Source organism: Flavobacterium soyae, from assembly GCF_045348165.1.
Lineage (GTDB): Bacteria > Bacteroidota > Bacteroidia > Flavobacteriales > Flavobacteriaceae > Flavobacterium > Flavobacterium soyae.
The window spans coordinates 3208020-3225216 of the sequence record NZ_CP150845.1; the positions used below are offsets into that span (position 1 = coordinate 3208020).

Below are 17197 nucleotides of genomic sequence, written 5' to 3' on the forward strand. Positions count from 1 at the left end.
TCAGTTTTTAGTATTCAGTTTTTTTGTAGAGGCGCACCGCAGTGCGTCTTACGATTGTGGTTTATGAAAAATTATCTTCCTCCAAAAATGCTGCTTCCAATGCGAACCATTGTACTGCCGCATTCAATTGCGAGTTGATAATCTCCGGACATTCCCATTGAAATTGTAGAGACGCATTGCAGTGCGTCTTTACCATATCCGTCAATGTTTTTTAATGAATCAAAAATCGATTTTAAATGGGTGAATTCTTTTTTAATTTGATTTTGATCTTCTGTAAAGGTTGCCATTCCCATTAAACCTAAGATACGAATATTTTTTAATTCTTTAAACTCCACAGAAGTTAAAAGTTCATTTAGTTCGTTTTCGTCTAAACCAAATTTGGATTCTTCTTCGGCAATATATATTTGAAGAAGACAGTCTATTGTTCTATTGTTTTTTAAAGCTTGTTTGTTTATTTCCTGCAATAATTTCAAACTGTCAACGCCATGAATCAAACTCACAAACGGTGCCATAAATTTGACTTTATTTGACTGAACATGACCAATCATATGCCATTGAATGTCTTTTGGCATTTGTTCCCATTTCTCAGTCATTTCCTGGATTTTGTTTTCTCCAAAAATACGCTGGCCAGCTTCATAAGCTTGAATCAAGTCTGAAACAGGTTTTGTTTTTGAAACGGCAACAAGGGTTACATTTTCAGGTAAACTTGCTTTAACTGTATTTAAATTCGATTGAATCGACATGGTATTTCTTTTTTATAAAAACTGCTTAGAGATTTTCTCTGCTTTTTTACTTTCGTTGTAATCGTAAAAACCTTCACCAGATTTTACACCCAGTTTTCCGGCTCTTACCATATTTACTAATAATGGGCAAGGAGCATATTTTGGATTTTTGAAACCTTCGTACATTACATTTAAGATCGCAAGACAAACATCTAGACCAATAAAATCAGCTAATTGAAGCGGTCCCATTGGGTGTCCCATTCCTAATTTCATTACGGTATCAATTTCGTAAACTCCTGCAACTTTATTATATAACGTTTCGATTGCTTCGTTTAGCATTGGCATTAAAATTCTGTTAGCTACGAAACCTGGGTAATCGTTTACTTCAACAGGAACTTTACCTAATTTTTCAGATAAATCCATGATGATTTTTGTTACTTCGTCGCTGGTATTGTAACCACGAATGATTTCTACCAATTTCATAATTGGCACCGGATTCATAAAATGCATTCCGATAACACGTTCAGGATGTGCAACAACAGAACCAATTTGTGTAATGGATATTGAAGAAGTGTTTGTTGCTAAAATAGTATTGTGAGAACAAGCTTCGTTTAATTGCTTGAAAATGTTCAGTTTTAATTCTACGTTTTCAGTTGCGGCTTCTACAACTAAATCGGCGCCAACAACGCCGTCTTTAATATCAGTATAGGTAATTATATTGGTGATTGTTTTAGCAACATCTTCCTGTGTAATTGTCCCTTTTGCAAGCATACGGTCTAAGTTGGCCGCAATAGTTGCCATTCCTTTATCTAATGATTTTTCAGAAACGTCGATTAGTTTTACGGTAAATCCGCTTTGTGCAAATGTATGAGCAATTCCGTTGCCCATTGTTCCTGCACCAATTACAGCTATAGTTTTCATTTAATTTTGGTATTTAAATTTTAAAAGTTAAGGTTTAAAGCGGCTTTTCTGCCAGCTTTAAACCTTAAAATAATGAGTTATATTTTTATATTATTTATTGAAACAATCAATAATTTGATAAGCTACACGCAATGCATCTGTCGCCTGCTCAAGCGTTACAACCGGAGTCGTATCTGTATTGATTGCATTTGCAAAAGATTCCAATTCATCAAGAATTGCATTATTATGTTCAACATCAGGATTTGTAAAATAGATTTGTTTTTTTACACCTTCGGCATTTTGCAGGATCATATCAAAATCTCCCGGAACTTCTGGCGCATCTTTCATACGAACTACTTCACATTTTTTCTCTAAAAAGTCAACTGAAATGTAAGCATCTTTTTGGAAGAAACGTGATTTACGCATATTTTTCAATGAAATTCTGCTGGCAGTTAAATTGGCAACACAGCCATTTTCGAATTCGATTCGGGCATTGGCAATATCCGGAGTTTCGCTGATAACCGAAACACCGCTTGCATTAATGTTTTTTACTTTTGATTTTACAACACTTAAAATGGCATCAATGTCATGGATCATTAAATCCAGAACTACAGGAACGTCTGTACCACGCGGATTAAATTCGGCCAAACGATGCGTTTCAATAAACATCGGATTTTCGATCATGTTTTTTGTTGCGATAAAAGCTGGATTAAAACGCTCAACATGACCCACTTGCCCTTTTACATTGTATTCTTTTGCTAAAGCGATAATTTCTTCAGCTTCTTCAACGGTATTGGCAATTGGTTTTTCAATAAAGATATGTTTTCCTGATTTAATTGCCACTTTTGCACATTTATAGTGCGAAAGAGTTGGGGTAACAATGTCGATTACATCGACAGCGTGTATAAGTTTTGCAATTGTGCTGAAATTTTTATAGCCAAATTCTTTTGAGATTCTTTCGGCATTTTCTTGATTTTCGTCGTAAAATCCAACTAATTCGTATTTGTCAGATTGTTGTAATAAGCGTAAATGTATTTTACCAAGATGACCAGCACCTAAAACTCCTACTTTTAACATGAGAATGTATTTTAAACAAAAATATAATTTATTTGTTGAATGTAAAAATGTATGCAGTAAAGATTTGGTTTTTATAAATTAATCTTTGATTTGCTATACTTTCGTTTTTTACTAAGGAAATAATATTTCTTTAAATGACATATAAAAATAGGTGACTAATAGTATGCCGAATGCAATTGTTAAAAATTGCAGATAGCGATTTTCAATTGTAAGGTCAGTTTTTTTATTGATAACATAAGTATCTGAATAGTCGTCATGTAAATTTTTCCCCATTAAGAAAGAGAAACTTTCAAATGGAACAAATCTTAGTAAAGTTCGTTTTAAAATTATCGAAAAGGAAGGGGGATTTCCTTTTTCATCTGTTACATAACAGGCGGTTATGAATTTAGCAGGAGTATTTTTAAAGACAGATTCAAATATTAGATAATAAGTAAATTTAATAAGAAAAAAGAAAACTATAAGCCCAAATTTATCTCCAAAAGATGTTTTTAAATAACTGAAAAAAGTAGTTAGACTTTCATTCATCTCAGAGTAACTTATAAAATCAAAAGCAACAATGAGTATAATAAAAGAATCGATAAATGAATTTAAAAAACGTTTATAATTTGACGCCCTTTCAAGATCGTTTTCGATTATCTGATTATCATTTTCAATAACTTTTTCTTCGATAACGTTTAGATTTTTAGTTATAATATAATAGGAGATGAAAAGGTATATTAAGACAATTATGATATATAATATACCATAAAAACTCAGTTTATCAATATCGAAAAAAGCAGTAAACGCCAATATTTTTATTATAGAATTTAAAAATATTAAGCTGTAATTAAAAACTAATAATTTGCTTTCCTTATACTTTGAAAAATAATAAATAAGGGAGCCGGCAAGGAAAGTTAAGTAAAAGAATAAATTTAGAAGTGCTATGGATGTGCTTTTATATGAATATCCACTTGTTCTTTCTATAACAACAAAAATATTCATTCCTGAATAGTGATAAGGTTTGCCATTAAATATGAGAAAATTTTGAAATTTTGTAAAATCTTCAAAGCTAAAAAAAACAAAATAGAAGGATGCAAAAATTCCCCAAAGAGAAAATAATAAAGATAAACCGAGTATAATTTTTTTCATAAAATATTAGAATTCATTCAGGTTAGAGAATAAATCAAAAATAGAAATTAAATGATTAAAAAGTACTTGATAATTGATGATTTGTTTTCTTATTTTTGCGAAAATAAAACCGACCTATTTTGAAAGACACTGCCAAACATCAAGGACTTCGTAATCAATTAGTAAGCACTTTAGAACAAAAAGGGATTACTGATAGAGCGGTTCTGGATGCGATAAAAAAAATCCCAAGACACCTTTTTTTAAATTCAAGTTTTGAAGATTTTGCCTATCAGGATAAGGCATTTCCTATTGGGGCAGGGCAGACTATTTCTCAGCCTTACACTGTGGCGTTTCAATCGCAGCTGTTAGAAGTAAAAAAAGATCATAAAATTTTAGAAATTGGAACCGGTTCAGGTTACCAAACGGCAGTTTTATTTGCTTTGGGTGCAAAAGTGTATACTATTGAAAGACAAAATGAATTGTTTAAGCAAACTTCAATTTTGTTTCCAAAGCTAAACATTCGCCCTAAACATGTTTCTTTTGGAGATGGTTATAAAGGGTTGCCGCATTATGCTCCATTTGATAGTATTATTGTAACGGCAGGCGCACCATTTATTCCTCAGCCGTTAATGGCGCAATTAAAAATAGGAGGAAGGTTGGTTATTCCGCTTGGAGAAGACGTTCAGATTATGACTTTACTAATCAGAAAGAATGAAACTCAATTTGAAAAACATGAGTTTGGAGAGTTTAGATTTGTTCCTTTACTAGAAGATAAAAATTAAAAAGAAAGCCCAGTTTTTAAAACCGGGCTTTTTTTATTGAGCGATGATACCAATATATCGTTCCAGATTTTCTTTTTCTATTTGAGCAATGAATAACAGGAAATCTTCTTTACTGTTTTTAGTTTGTGCTGTTTCCAAAGTTTGATAATATTGCATACGGCAATCATAATCACCTTTTATATTTGCAATAATGTATCCTTTTTGAAGCAAAATTAAATTCATGACTAAACGCGAAGTTCTTCCGTTTCCATCAATAAAAGGATGGATTGTAACTAATCTTTCGTGCATTTCGGCTGCCAAAACAACAGGATGAAGTTTGTTTTTATTAGTTTCATACCAAATAAAATAATCTTCCATTTCTTTAGCAACCATATAAGGTTGAGGCGGCATATGGCTGCTGCCTTTTATCATAACCTGCACTTTTCTGTAACGTCCGGCATCTTCAGGAATAATTCCTCTAAGAATTAGATTATGAATTGATAACAGTTCGCGTTCGTTTAAGGAAGTATTTCTTTGCATTAAATCTTTAATAAAACCAATTGCTTCCTGATGATTTATAGCTTCAAGATGTTCCCGCATACTTTTTCCTGAAATGGTCAATCCTTCATTGATAACCATATCTGTTTCACGAAGCGTCATGGTGTTTCCTTCAATTCTATTACTTTCAAAAGTATATTCCAGCTCTAATGCCTGCGTAATTCTGTAACTGTCAAATTGCCTGTACGTATCTAATTTTGCTTTTAAAATATCTATTTCCTTTAGGATATTTTCTAAAGTAGGTGAGATTTCTATTTTTGAGGCAGTTTTATTATACTTAATTTCCTGCTCGGCAACCATTAATGCTTTTAAGGCAAATTCATCATCACCTATTTCATATAATATCTTTTCTTTTAACCACGCAATCATTAAGGTTTCATAGTCGATATCCAGAATCTGTGCTAATTTTGAAATTTGATCTTTGGTAGGTTTTCTGGTCCCAGATTCAAATTTGCTTATCAAAGCCTGATCGATTCCCATCAGTTGTGCTACTTCACGGGTTTTTAAGCCTTTTTTCTCTCTGGCATCTTTAATAATTGTTTTCATTTCATTAAACGACTTTAATTGTCTTGACAAAATTAGTCATTTTATTTGGAATAAAAAATTTATAACAATTTTCTTTATTGATTTTTATTTTGGAGGCAACGAACCGTCTTTTCTCATTTCCTGAACTACAGCCTGCATAATAGCATCTACAGTTTGACCTAAATCTGTAACATAATCTGATTTTGTTGTTCCGGTCCAGATTAGTTTATTATCTTTTAAAGAAAAAATATTAGTTTCAACCATATAATATGTTGTTTCCTGATAATAACCGGGATCATAGTACGCAGGAGAATACATTCCGTACCAATTTCCGAAACCATAACCGTAAACTCCAGAATATAAGCCGTCAAAACCGCCGTAATACATTCCGGTATAAGATCCTGGAACGTAAGTAGTTTCTTTTTCGGTACTTACTAAACGCATTGTAACAACGCCGTCAAAATTTTCGTCCTGAAGAATTTTTAGCTTTTGTTCCTTCGTAAGCTCTTTGGTAGTTTCGTTCAAATATTCGTAAGAAGTTTTAAAAATCGGATTACTTGCCGCAATTCTGTTCTCTGTAACCCTTCTCGAAGCTTCATCTTTAACTAAAGCCACAACCAAAACCTTTTTAAAATGTTCCTGTGCAACTGTTATTTTTGGATCTCTCCAGCTGTTTACAATTGTGGTATTGCTTCCACATGAGGTCAGGACCAAAATAGCGAATAAAAAAATTAAGTGCTTTTTCATAATTATAGTTTATTTTTGTAGTAAAAATAACAATAAAATTTAAACCAGCACGAAATTTCTTCTAATTGAAAGCCTTTTTAATTCGATCCAAATCACGTTTGGTATCTTGTTCTTTCAAAGATTCACGCTTATCGTAGTTTTTCTTTCCTTTACAAAGGCCAATTTGCAATTTTGCAAGCCCTTTTTCATTTGTAAAAAGTTTGAGTGGTACTATAGTTAATCCTTTTGCCTGCACACTTTTATGCAGTGATTTTAGCTCTTTTTTATTTAAAAGCAGCTTACGTTCACTACGTGATTTATGATTAAACTGGTTCCCAAACGAATATTCTTCAATGTAAGTATTGATTGCAAAAAGCTCCATGCCGCTAAATTCGCAAAAGCTTTCGGTAATATTGGCTTTGCCTAAACGTATTGATTTGATTTCGGTTCCCGCCAAAACAATTCCGGCAGTATAAGTGTCGATTATCTCGTAATCAAAACGAGCTCTCTTATTAAGTATATTGACTGATTTTAACATGGTGGCAAAAGTAAGAAAATTGAAAGACATTCTTATTGTCAAATATAATTAAAGATTTTTTTTAATCTATGATTTTAATCAGCTTCAACTCAAAAGCTTACTCATAAGTTTGTTCTGTAATTATAAAACAAACTTAAAATGAAAAAGATTTTTACACTAGTTGGTATTGCATTAATTGGCTTATCTGTAAAAGCTCAGGATTCGGCTCAAGGCTTAAAAGGAGCTTGGTTTGCAACTTCTCAATTCGGTTATCAGCAAACAAAAACTGCAGATCAAAAAAACACAAGTTTATCTGTTCTTCCAATAGTGGGAACATTCGTAACGCCATCTGTAGCAGTTGGAGCCGGTATTGGTTACATTAATATCAAAGCAGATTCTAATGCAGGAACTGCTGCTAATACAGGTTTATATGTTATTGAGCCTTTAGCAAGAAAATATTGGAATATAGCGGGTTCTTTGTATTTCTTCGGACAAGCTGCTTTGCCAGTTATTACCGGAAAAGAAAAAGAAAGCGGGTTAAAAGTTAATCAGGTTGGATTATCAGTATCAGGAGGTTTTGATTATTTTGTAACGAAAAACTTCTCTGTTGAGTTCTCTTACGATTTAGCTAATTTTACTTCTACGACTCTAGAGCCTAAAAATGGAGAAAAAACAACGGTTACAAATTTTGGATTGGCACATGTTGCAAATGTAGATCCGTTTTATAACACGGCTCTGGCAGGAAGTAATCCAAATTTAACTTCACCGCTTTCTTTTGGATTTAAATTCATATTCTAATTTAGCGAATTGTATTAGGTAAATTCGTTAATTTTGCAAAAAAGACCGTTCTTTTGAGGACGGTCTTTTGTATTATTTAAATTATATAAAATGGAAAGCAAATCTAAAGATCCGCTACACGGAATCACACTTCAAAAGATTGTAGAAACCTTAGTTGAGCATTATGGTTTTGACACTTTAGGAGAATTAATTCCTATAAAATGTTTTATGTCGAACCCGAGTGTAAAATCAAGTCTTACTTTTTTAAGAAAAACCGATTGGGCAAGAAAAAAAGTGGAAGAATTATATATAAAATCGCGTCCTAAATTCAACTAAATTTTAGTTCAGTTTATACGAAATCATCACACCGCCGCGATACGGAAGCCATTCGCCGCTTTTGTTCCAGTTTTGGGCTTTTTCATATCTGCCTGGCGTTCCATCATTATAATATCCGTGGTAAAAACCCTGATGCCATCCGCCACCTGCGAAAATATCCAGCAAAAATTTATCGTTTAATTTAATATTATAACCTACGGTAACCCCTAAACGATATCCAAAACCATGCTCATACTTGTTAGTATCCCAATAATTCCATTTTTGTAACTGATAAAAATCAGGACCGGCGTGAGCACCAACATAAAATCCGTTGTATTTTTCTTTAAAATGATAACGGATTTCTGGAGTAAAAGTGTAAAATTCCATTGGGCTATTTCCGTTAAACGATTTCCAGAAAGAAGCCATAACATCAAAGCTAAATGTAGTTTTTTCGCCAATACTAGTTTCTATTCCAACGTTTGGAATACCAACTAAAGCAGTAGCTCCGTTAAATTTTATAAAAGTTTGACTTTGTAATTGTATTGATAAAAAAAGAACAATAAAGGCGAATAATTTTTTCATGGTATTTTTTTGTGATCGCAGACATAATTTGTTTTCGGCCACAAATATAACGCAATATGACATTTACTATTGCAGAAACAACAAGAATTAGAAAAAAATAAAAGCTTATCTCTGCAGCAAAGAATAAATTACTTTATCCAGAAATTTACCTTCATAAAGTTCAACTTCTTTTAAATGAGCTTCCTTAACAAAACCACATTTTTGTAATACCTTTTCAGATGCATAGTTTTCTGGATCAATTACTGCTTCGATCGAATGCAGTTTTAAATCCTCAAAACCATATTGTATTAATCTATTTACAGCTTCAGGAATAAATCCTTTTCCATGAAAATCAGGCGACAGTATATAACCAATTTCTGCACGATGATTTTCAGGCTGCATTCTGTAATAACCAATAATTCCTAAAAGTTTAGGGTTATCTTTTAGTGTAATTCCCCAATTAATTCCAACATTAGTTTCTATTTTTTCCTCAATCATAGCAATATGTTCTAAAGCATCTTCATTATTTTTAACTAATGGCCTTGGAATATATTTCATAGTTTCAGGATTCGAACGTAATTCAAAAACTTCATTTACATCGTTGTTTGTAATTCTTCTTAATAGTAAACGTTCTGTTTCGATTACCGGAAATGGGTGAAAGTTAAATTCTAACATCTTAAATTAAACTATTTTAATACTAAATTTTGAATGAAATGACTGGTCAACGTCTAAAATCAAAATCCCTTCTTTTTTAAATAAATCGCCAGAATTATCTGCCGTGTCCGAATATCCAAACCAAGGTTCGATACATACAAAAGGAGCCTGGTCTTTTGTCCAGATTCCTAAACTCGGAAAATCTTCAAATTCAACTTGAACATAAGGTTTTGAATTTTCAAGAATGGTTAGCGAATTCGATTCTAAAGTTTTGAAAACCAAAGCATCATTCTCGAAAAGTTTATAATTTAACGGAACTACATTTTCGGTAGTTTTTAAAGTTTCGGTTTTATTCGAAATCAAATCATTTTCAAGAAGATTATATTTTAAAGGTTCTGTTTTTTCAAACTTAAAAGCATAGTTTTCAAATTTTTCAGGAAGCGCAATCGCCGGATGCGCACCAATTGAAAAAGGCATTTTTGATTCACTTTTATTTATAACCACATATTCTATATTTAATGTAGTATTTTCTAACGTATAAATAAGCTGCAGTTCAAATTCAAACGGATATTTTTTTAAAGTTTCGGCATTTGATTCTAAAGAAAAAACAGCGCTGTTACCTGTTTTTTCAGTCAGTTGAAATTCCATATCTCTTGCAAAACCATGTCTTGGCAATTGATATTCTTTTTTATCAATAGTGTAAGTATTGTTTTTTAATGTGCCGACAATTGGAAAAAGAACAGGAGAGTGTTTGCCCCAAAAATCCGGATTTCCTTCCCAGATATATTCCTTATTTTGATTGTCTTTTAAAGAGAACAATTCTGCCCCGGCATTTTTGATCGAAGCCTTAAGTGTTGAATTTGATATAGTTGTGTTCAAAATGTTATAATTGAAAAGAATTAGTCTTAAATCTTGATGTAAATATATTTTATAAATTTTATTTTTTTAGGAAAATGCTTAGAATTATTTTTTTAATAAAATTTTACTAAAATTAAATTTATCCTTTTCGTTTTCTCTGTAAATAGCTTTTTTTTTCATTAATTTGCTAGATAAACAGCTAAAAAATATGAAAAAACAATCTTCAAAAGCCTTATTGACCATGGCTTTATTTGTTGGGATTTCTTCAGTTTGGGCGCAGCAGACTCCGCCGGCGACGACAGCAAATCCAGTAAATAATTATAATTATCATGATGCATTTGCACCACATTTTTATACTAAAAACGGTACTTCTACCCGTACTGCAAGCGGTCAGCCGGGAGTTGAATACTGGCAGAACAGAGCCGATTATCAAATAACGGCAAAATTAAACGGAACTACAAATGAAATTGTAGGTACAGATGAAATTACATATACAAATAATAGTCCTGACAAACTTGAATTTCTTTGGCTGAATTTAGATCAAAATTTATTTAAAGAAGATTCCAGAGGAAATGCTGTTGTGCCTTTAACGGGAAGCCGTAACGGGGCTCAAGGTCAGGTTTTTGACGGAGGTAATAAAATTAAATCAGTAAAAGTAATTTCTGGCGGGAAAACCAAAACTGAAGTTGAGGCAAAATATATCATTACAGATACCAGAATGCAGATTTTTCTTCCACAGGAATTAGCGGCAAAAGGCGCTTCTGTAAAAATTAAAATAGAATTTTCATTCATTGCACCATTTGAAGGTTCAGACAGAATGGGAGTTTTAGAAACTAAAAACGGAAAAATATTCACAATTGCACAATGGTATCCGCGTATGTGTGTTTATGATGACGTAAGAGGCTGGAATACGGCGCCATATTTAGGAGCATCTGAGTTTTATTTAGAATATGGAGATTTTGATGTAAAATTGACTGTCCCTGCAAACCACTACGTTGTGGGTTCTGGTGAATTAGTAAACGGAGCAGAAGTTCTTTCTGCTGAACAATTGAAACGTTATAAAGACGCTTCACAAAGTGATAAAACCGTTATAATTCGCTCTGCAGACGAAGTAGCGGCAACAGCAAACAGCAATGCTTCGGCACAAAAAACCTGGCATTATAAAATTAAAAATGCACGTGATTTTTCTTGGGCATCTTCTCCGGCTTTTATTTTAGATGGAGCAAAAATAAACTTACCAAGCGGAAAAAAATCATTAGCATTATCTGCATATCCTGTTGAAAGTTCAGGAAATGATGCCTGGGGACGTTCTACAGAATACACTAAAGCGTCTATCGAAAATTATTCTAAAAGATGGTTCGAATATCCTTATCCTGCAGCTACAAACGTAGCAGGAAATGAGGGCGGAATGGAATATCCCGGAATTGTTTTCTGTGGATGGAAATCTAAAGGAGATGATTTATGGGGAGTTACAGATCACGAATTTGGACATATTTGGTTCCCAATGATTGTAGGTTCAAACGAGCGTTATTTTGCCTGGATGGATGAAGGTTTCAATACATTTATCAACTCTGTAAGTTCTTATGATTTTAATAATGGCGAATACAAACAGCCAGCAAGTAATTTGCATGAAGAAGCAGAATATTTTACAGACCCAAAATTAGAAACTATTATGAGTTCTCCTGATAATATGAAGGAAGCTAATATTGGTGTTTTATGTTATGCTAAACCAAGTGCAGGATTAGTTATTTTAAGAGAGCAGGTTTTAGGACAAGAGCGTTTTGATAAAGCATTGCGTACTTATGTAGAACGCTGGGCTTACAAACATCCAACTCCGGACGATTTCTTTAGAACAATCGAAAATGTTGCCGGCGAAGATTTAAGCTGGTTCTGGAGGAGCTGGTTTGTAAATAACTGGCGTTTTGATCAAGGAATCAATTGGATTAAATATGTGAAAAATGATCCAGCAAAAGGTGTAATAATCAATGTTGAGAACTTCGATAAAATGCCAATGCCAATTGTATTAGATGTAAAAACAAAAAGCGGAAAAGTAACCAGAGTTAAGCTTCCGGTAGAAATTTGGCAGCGAAATAATGAGTGGTCTTTCAAACACAATTCAACAGAAGAAATTGAAAGTATTACATTAGACCCTGATAATGCATTTCCGGATTATAACGATAGTAATAATGTTTGGAAAGCGGGAAACGGAAAAATTGAAAAAGATATTATTCTGGATGGTTATGTAGGGAATTATGTTACTGCAAGGTCACCTTTAACAATTGAGTTGACAGAGAAAAACAGTATTTTAAACGCAGAACTGCCAAACTATCCAAAATTTACTTTAACTCCTGTAGCAAATGAAAAAGATACATTTGAATCAAAAAGAGCAGGATTAAAATTTAAATTTAATGAAGCCAAAACAGGTTTCGATATGACACTTATAGATAATGGACAAGTAATACCATTTACGAAAAAGTAATAATTCAAAAATAGAAATATTTAAAAACCCGATAATTAGAAATAGTTATCGGGTTTTGTTTTTTGTTTCAAGTTTCAGGTTTCAGTTTTGCGCCCAGATTTAAAACCTTAGTTCCTCAGAACCTTTGAACCTTTGTAACTTCCTAAAAATAACTTTTCATTAAAAAAATGTTAGAATTTTAATTTTTTGTTTTGTGAATTAAAAAATAGTGTACTTTTGCACCGATGAATAAAATAAGTTTACATACAACTTCTTTGTCACGGACAAACCTGCCTGGTACTTCTCCCGAAGTACGGATGCTATCTCTATAGTATTCACAGAGTTTTTCGCCGTATATTTATTCATATCCATTTTTCATTTTGAAATCACATAATTTGTCCATTGGACAAACATATCCTAAAAGTATTTATTATTTTGTAAATTTTATTAATCAATCTTTTGATTTTGAAGATGTTACTTCTATTTTGCTTAATTTTATTGGATTCAATTCTGGATTTCAAACTAAACAATATGCTTTAATTTTTAACTTTAACTTCAATTATTGAAATGAAGATCTCTATTGTTGTTACTCAGGAAGAACACTTCAAATTCGCACAAGAAATCTGCGATACGATAGAATCATCTGCCTTGTTAAGAGGTACGGGGATTGCTAAAAGAACTCCTGAGTATATTCAGAAAAAAATGTCGAATGGTGATGCAATGATTGCTCTGGCAGACGGGAAATTTGCAGGTTTTTGTTATATCGAAAGCTGGCAGCACGGAAAATTCGTGGCACATTCCGGATTAATTGTACATCCTGACTACAGAAGTTTAGGTTTGGCTAAAAAGATAAAATCGAAAGTTTTTGATTATTCTTTAAAGAGATTTCCAGATGCTAAAATATTTGGAATCACAACTGGTTTGGCTGTTATGAAAATCAACTCAGAACTAGGTTACAAACCAGTTCCGTTCTCAGAACTTACAACAGATCCGAGTTTTTGGGCAGGCTGTAAAACCTGTACCAATTATCAAATCCTGCAAAGCAAAGAAAACAAAATGTGCCTTTGTACCGGAATGTTATACGACCCAAAAGAAAAGCAAAAAACACCACCAAGACATCCTTTTAACGAAGCTGTTTTAAGCAGACTTAAAAAAATTAAACAGGCTTTATTCTTGAATAAATTATTGTCATTTATTTTTTTATTTAAAATTTAACCCAAAAGAAATCTCAAACTGCTAAATACGAAAGTATTAGCCAAAATTATAAAAAATGAAAAAAGTAGTATTAGCTTATAGCGGAGGATTAGATACCTCGTATTGTTTGAAATATTTAAAAAATGAAAAAGGATACGAAGTTCACACTGTACTTGTAGATACAGGAGGATTTTCTGCTGAAGAATTAACAGCTATTGAAAAAAGAGCTTATGAGTTAGGAAGCGCACAGCATGCTAATTTAACAATTTTAGATAAATATTACGATAAAGCTATCAAATACCTGATTTTTGGAAACGTATTAAAAAACAATACTTACCCGTTATCAGTAAGTGCTGAACGTGTTTTTCAAGCAATTGAAGCTATAAAATATGCCAAAAAAGTAGGAGCAACTGCAATCGCTCACGGAAGTACTGGTGCAGGAAATGATCAAATTCGTTTTGATTTGATTTTCCAAACTATTGCTCCAGAAATCGAAATCATTACTCCAATTAGAGATTTAAAACTTTCGAGACAAGAAGAAGTAGACTATTTAGCTCAAAACGGAGTTCACTATTCTTGGGAAAAAGCGCAATATTCTATCAATAAAGGACTTTGGGGAACAAGTGTTGGAGGAAAAGAAACTTTAACTTCAAGTCAGCCATTGCCAAGTGAAGCTTATCCTTCACAATTGCAAAAAGAAGGTGAAGAAAAAGTAACACTTCATTTTGAACAAGGAGAATTAGTTGGACTAAACGGAAAAACGGATAAACCATCAAACAATATTGTAGCTCTTGAAAAATTGGCAAGTGCTTATGCAATTGGTAGAGATATTCACGTTGGAGATACGATTATCGGAATTAAAGGAAGAGTTGGTTTTGAAGCTGCTGCTCCGTTAATTATTATCAAAGCACACCATTTATTAGAGAAACATACTCTTGGAAAATGGCAGCAATACTGGAAAGAGCAATTAGGAAACTGGTACGGAATGTTATTTCACGAAGGTCAGTTCTTAGATCCAGTTATGAGAAATATTGAAACTTTCTTGCAAGACACACAAAAAACTGTAAACGGAACCGTAACAGTTTCATTAAAACCATATCATTTCTCACTTGACGGAATCGAATCTGAAAATGATTTAATGAACACAGGTTTCGGTCAATATGGAGAAATGAACAATGCTTGGACATCTGACGATGCAAAAGGATTTATCAAGATTTTAGGAAATGCACAAAACATATTCTCATCTGTAAACAAATTAGATCATGATTAATGTCGGAATTATTGGTGGTTCGGGCTACACGGCCGGAGAACTCATCAGAATTTTAATGTATCACCCAAAAGTAAACATCGATTTTGTTTACAGCACAACAAACGCTGGAAAGCCTCTTTCTGTGGCGCATCACGATTTGATGGGTGATATCGAAATGAATTTCACAGCCGAAATCAATCCAAATGTGAATGTTGTTTTCTTGTGTTTAGGTCACGGAAAATCAATTTCATTTTTGAAAGAAAATCAGTTTGCAAGTCATACGAAAATCATTGATCTAGGAAATGATTTCAGATTGAATAAAGATGCTCATTTTGAAGGAAAAGATTTCGTTTACGGATTGCCTGAAATCAATAAAGCTGAGATAAAAAAAACAAATTATATCGCAAATCCAGGCTGTTTTGCAACTGCTATTCAGTTGGCTTTATTGCCGTTAGCAAAACATAATCTGTTGAATAATGATGTTCATATTAATGCTACGACAGGAAGTACCGGAGCAGGAGTAAGTCTTTCTGAAACTTCTCATTTCAGTTGGAGAAACAACAATATGTCGCATTACAAAGCTTTTGAGCATCAGCATTTAGGTGAAATCGGAGAAAGTTTAGTTCAATTGCAGGATGATTTTGATAGCGAATTGCTTTTTATTCCAAATAGAGGAGATTTTCCAAGAGGGATTTTTGCAACGCTTTATACATTATGTGATGATAGTTTGGAACAATTAGTTGCTAAATACGAAGATTTCTATAAAGATCAACCTTTCGTAACCATTACCACAACAAACATCAATATGAAACAAGTGGTGCAAACGAATAAATGTATCATTAGTTTATTGAAAAAAGGAAACCGGGTTTTAATAACTTCAATTATAGATAACTTAACCAAAGGTGCTTCAGGACAAGCGATTCAAAACATGAATTTAATGTTCGGTTTAGAAGAAACCACAGGTTTACATTTGAAACCAAGCGGATTTTAATTTTAGTTGATGGTTGTTGGTTTATAGTTGATAGATATCGAATTTAAACCAACAACCATCAACAATCAACCAAAAACTAAAAAAGATGAACTTATTCAACGTTTACCCATTATACGACATAACTCCAGTAAAAGCAGTCGATTGTACAATTATTGACGACAAAGGAGTAGAATATTTAGATTTATACAGCGGACATGGTGTGATTTCTATCGGACACACGCAGCCGGATTATGTAGCAAAATTGAAGAATCAGATAGATAATTTAGGTTTTTATTCGAATGCTATTCAAAACCCTTTGCAGATTGAATTGGCACAGAAATTAGGAAAACTTTCTGGTCTTGAAGATTACGAATTGTTTTTATGCAGTTCTGGTGCCGAAGCCAATGAAAATGCTTTAAAATTAGCCTCTTTCCATAACGGAAAATCAAGAGTTGTAGCTTTTGATAATTCTTTCCACGGAAGAACTTCTGCAGCAGTTGCTGTTACAGATAACAAAAAAATCGTTGCACCAATTAATGCGCAACAAGTAGTTACTTTTTTACCTCTAAACCAGATTGAATTAGTTGAAGCTGAATTGGCTAAAGGAGATGTTACAGCAGTAATTATCGAAGGAATTCAAGGAGTTGGAGGTTTAGATCAAGGAACAACTGAGTTTTTCCAGGCTTTAGAAAAAGCATGTAAAAAACACGATGTTGTTTTGATTTTAGACGAAGTGCAATCAGGATACGGAAGAAGCGGAAAATTCTTTGCTTTCCAACACCACGGAATCAACGCTGATATTATTTCAGTTGCAAAAGGAATGGGGAATGGTTTCCCTGTTGGAGCGATTTTGATTTCTCCAAAATTTGAAGCAAGTTTCGGATTATTAGGGACAACTTTCGGCGGAAGCCATTTGTCTTGTGCAGCGGGAATTGCAGTTTTAGACGTAATTGAAAAACTGGATTTACAAAAAAATGTAAACGAAGTTTATGAGTATTTCTTAGAAAAAATTAAAGAAGTTGACGGAATTAAACAAGTAAAAGGAAAAGGATTAATGCTTGGAGTAGAATTTGATTTTGACGTAGCTGCTTTGAGAAAGAAATTAATTATCGAAAAACACATTTTTACGGGAAGCGCCAATAATAAAAATCTATTAAGAATTTTACCGCCTTTAACTGTGAAAAAAGCTGACATTGATACGTTTGTAAAAGCGTTGAAAGAAAGTTTAGAAGAACTATAATGTTAATTTGTTTAATCGTTTAACTGGT

General features: G+C 32.9%; 18 protein-coding genes. 8 read left to right on the forward strand and 10 right to left on the reverse strand.

The window, feature by feature from the left end; genetic code table 11:
- Positions 1–71: 71 nt before the first annotated feature.
- The 4 genes from AABD74_RS13770 to AABD74_RS13785 form a co-directional block, all read right to left on the reverse strand.
- Positions 72–743: a YggS family pyridoxal phosphate-dependent enzyme gene (locus tag AABD74_RS13770; protein WP_406843213.1), complete on the reverse strand. Its 672-nt coding sequence runs from the start codon at positions 741–743 to the stop codon at positions 72–74.
- A 12-nt stretch (positions 744–755) separates the two neighbouring features.
- Positions 756–1643 carry a 3-hydroxyacyl-CoA dehydrogenase family protein gene (locus AABD74_RS13775; protein WP_406843214.1) on the reverse strand — a complete coding sequence of 296 codons (888 nt, stop codon included), beginning with the start codon at positions 1641–1643 and terminating at the stop codon, positions 756–758.
- 90 nt (positions 1644–1733) lie between these two features.
- Complete coding sequence (locus tag AABD74_RS13780) at positions 1734–2699, reverse strand: Gfo/Idh/MocA family protein (protein ID WP_232682110.1); 966 nt, start codon at positions 2697–2699, stop codon at positions 1734–1736.
- Positions 2700–2810: 111 nt separating this feature from the next.
- Positions 2811–3827, reverse strand: a complete 1017-nt coding sequence (locus AABD74_RS13785; RefSeq protein ID WP_406843215.1) for an RDD family protein — start codon at positions 3825–3827, stop codon at positions 2811–2813.
- A 119-nt stretch (positions 3828–3946) separates the two neighbouring features.
- On the opposite strand from AABD74_RS13785, the gene AABD74_RS13790 reads away from it, so the two are divergent.
- Positions 3947–4588: a protein-L-isoaspartate(D-aspartate) O-methyltransferase gene (locus AABD74_RS13790; protein ID WP_053472160.1), complete on the forward strand. Its 642-nt coding sequence runs from the start codon at positions 3947–3949 to the stop codon at positions 4586–4588.
- A gap of 33 nt (positions 4589–4621) precedes the next feature.
- Here AABD74_RS13790 and AABD74_RS13795 read toward each other — a convergent pair whose 3' ends face one another.
- From AABD74_RS13795 to smpB, 3 genes are all read right to left on the reverse strand, one after another.
- Positions 4622–5671 carry a Fic family protein gene (locus tag AABD74_RS13795; RefSeq protein WP_232682108.1) on the reverse strand — a complete coding sequence of 350 codons (1050 nt, stop codon included), beginning with the start codon at positions 5669–5671 and terminating at the stop codon, positions 4622–4624.
- An 84-nt stretch (positions 5672–5755) separates the two neighbouring features.
- Positions 5756–6397 (reverse strand): hypothetical protein, encoded by a 642-nt coding sequence (locus AABD74_RS13800; protein WP_406843216.1) that lies wholly within the window; start codon positions 6395–6397, stop codon positions 5756–5758.
- A 61-nt stretch (positions 6398–6458) separates the two neighbouring features.
- Entirely contained in the window at positions 6459–6914 is a 456-nt protein-coding gene (gene smpB / locus AABD74_RS13805) for an SsrA-binding protein SmpB (RefSeq protein ID WP_232682106.1), read from the reverse strand.
- Between the two features lie 138 nt (positions 6915–7052).
- Here smpB and AABD74_RS13810 point away from each other — a divergent pair, with 138 nt between their 5' ends.
- Together AABD74_RS13810 and AABD74_RS13815 are read left to right on the forward strand one after the other, a co-directional pair.
- The gene (locus AABD74_RS13810) at positions 7053–7691 is read left to right on the forward strand and encodes a porin family protein (protein ID WP_232682105.1); all 639 of its coding nucleotides are present in this window, start codon (positions 7053–7055) and stop codon (positions 7689–7691) included.
- Between the two features lie 90 nt (positions 7692–7781).
- Complete coding sequence (locus AABD74_RS13815; protein WP_406843217.1) at positions 7782–8006, forward strand: VF530 family DNA-binding protein; 225 nt, start codon at positions 7782–7784, stop codon at positions 8004–8006.
- A gap of 3 nt (positions 8007–8009) precedes the next feature.
- On the opposite strand, the gene AABD74_RS13820 is transcribed toward AABD74_RS13815, so the two are convergent.
- The 3 genes from AABD74_RS13820 to AABD74_RS13830 all read right to left on the reverse strand — a co-directional run bounded on the left by AABD74_RS13820 (position 8010) and on the right by AABD74_RS13830 (position 10079).
- The gene (locus tag AABD74_RS13820; RefSeq protein ID WP_232682103.1) at positions 8010–8567 is read right to left on the reverse strand and encodes a DUF3575 domain-containing protein; all 558 of its coding nucleotides are present in this window, start codon (positions 8565–8567) and stop codon (positions 8010–8012) included.
- A 105-nt stretch (positions 8568–8672) separates the two neighbouring features.
- Positions 8673–9221: a GNAT family N-acetyltransferase gene (locus AABD74_RS13825; protein WP_232682102.1), complete on the reverse strand. Its 549-nt coding sequence runs from the start codon at positions 9219–9221 to the stop codon at positions 8673–8675.
- 6 nt (positions 9222–9227) lie between these two features.
- Complete coding sequence (locus AABD74_RS13830) at positions 9228–10079, reverse strand: aldose 1-epimerase family protein (RefSeq protein ID WP_406843218.1); 852 nt, start codon at positions 10077–10079, stop codon at positions 9228–9230.
- 187 nt (positions 10080–10266) lie between these two features.
- On the opposite strand from AABD74_RS13830, the gene AABD74_RS13835 reads away from it, so the two are divergent.
- The 5 genes from AABD74_RS13835 to AABD74_RS13855 all read left to right on the forward strand — a co-directional run bounded on the left by AABD74_RS13835 (position 10267) and on the right by AABD74_RS13855 (position 17169).
- Positions 10267–12537, forward strand: coding sequence for a M1 family metallopeptidase (locus tag AABD74_RS13835; RefSeq protein WP_406843219.1), 2271 nt, complete (start codon positions 10267–10269; stop codon positions 12535–12537).
- 546 nt (positions 12538–13083) lie between these two features.
- The gene (locus AABD74_RS13840; protein WP_232682098.1) at positions 13084–13731 is read left to right on the forward strand and encodes a GNAT family N-acetyltransferase; all 648 of its coding nucleotides are present in this window, start codon (positions 13084–13086) and stop codon (positions 13729–13731) included.
- A 55-nt stretch (positions 13732–13786) separates the two neighbouring features.
- Positions 13787–14980, forward strand: coding sequence for an argininosuccinate synthase (locus tag AABD74_RS13845; RefSeq protein WP_073409232.1), 1194 nt, complete (start codon positions 13787–13789; stop codon positions 14978–14980).
- Complete coding sequence (gene argC / locus AABD74_RS13850; RefSeq protein ID WP_406843220.1) at positions 14973–15950, forward strand: N-acetyl-gamma-glutamyl-phosphate reductase; 978 nt, start codon at positions 14973–14975, stop codon at positions 15948–15950. Before AABD74_RS13845 ends, argC begins: the two co-directional genes overlap by 8 nt.
- A gap of 85 nt (positions 15951–16035) precedes the next feature.
- Positions 16036–17169 (forward strand): aspartate aminotransferase family protein, encoded by a 1134-nt coding sequence (locus tag AABD74_RS13855; RefSeq protein ID WP_406843221.1) that lies wholly within the window; start codon positions 16036–16038, stop codon positions 17167–17169.
- Positions 17170–17197 lie beyond the last annotated feature (28 nt).